The sequence below is a fragment of the Pseudoalteromonas sp. Z1A6 genome, assembly GCF_011378745.1.
Taxonomy (GTDB): domain Bacteria; phylum Pseudomonadota; class Gammaproteobacteria; order Enterobacterales; family Alteromonadaceae; genus Pseudoalteromonas; species Pseudoalteromonas arctica.
Genome location: NZ_WTKW01000684.1, coordinates 1 through 653, shown reverse-complemented (window position 1 = coordinate 653; position 653 = coordinate 1). Strand labels below are relative to the sequence as shown.

The following is a 653-nucleotide window of genomic DNA, read 5'->3' as shown; positions in this document are numbered from 1 at the left end:
GCTAGAACTAGGCAAAAGTTTTTGTATCTAGTTGTTCTAAATAAAAATTTTTAACGACGTTATAGTGCAATTTAATTCGTTAAATTGATTAAAGATTTATGCAGGTTGGTATAAGGGTACTTTCGATGCTTTCAGCGTCGGGAGTCGCTTCGCTCGCCCGACCTACGTGATGGGTATTGGATGAGAGTGCATTAATTGCGCACATTTCACTTTTCTGCAGACGTAAAAAAGCCCGAATCGTTAGATTCGGGCTTTCTACAATTTGAAGCCTGGTAATGTCCTACTTTCACATAGCAAATGCTACACTATCTTTGTGTCGGGGCGGCCTTCCGCGGGGCTCGCCTTCGAGCTGTTTTGTTTCACTACTGAGTTCGGCATGCGCTCTTGGTTATTTACTAAATCCCAGACAGCAAAAAACCCGTCACATTGCTGTAACGGGTTTCTTTAATTTGAAGCCTGGTAATGTCCTACTTTCACATAGCAAATGCTACACTATCATCGGCGCTGTTTCGTTTCACTACTGAGTTCGGCATGGAGTCAGGTGGGTCCAAAACGCTATTGTCACCAAGCAAATTTGGGCGTTAATTCGTATCACTACAAATTAACTGAATTTGGAAAATATCTGATAATATTTTTTAAGTCTTTTCAGTAAT

Annotated in this window: 1 rRNA gene; it reads right to left on the bottom strand. The window is 40.9% G+C overall.

Annotation, left to right across the window (positions count from 1 at the left end):
• Positions 1 to 454: 454 nt before the first annotated feature.
• A 5S ribosomal RNA gene (gene rrf / locus GQR46_RS20330) occupies positions 455 to 569 on the bottom strand.
• Positions 570 to 653 lie beyond the last annotated feature (84 nt).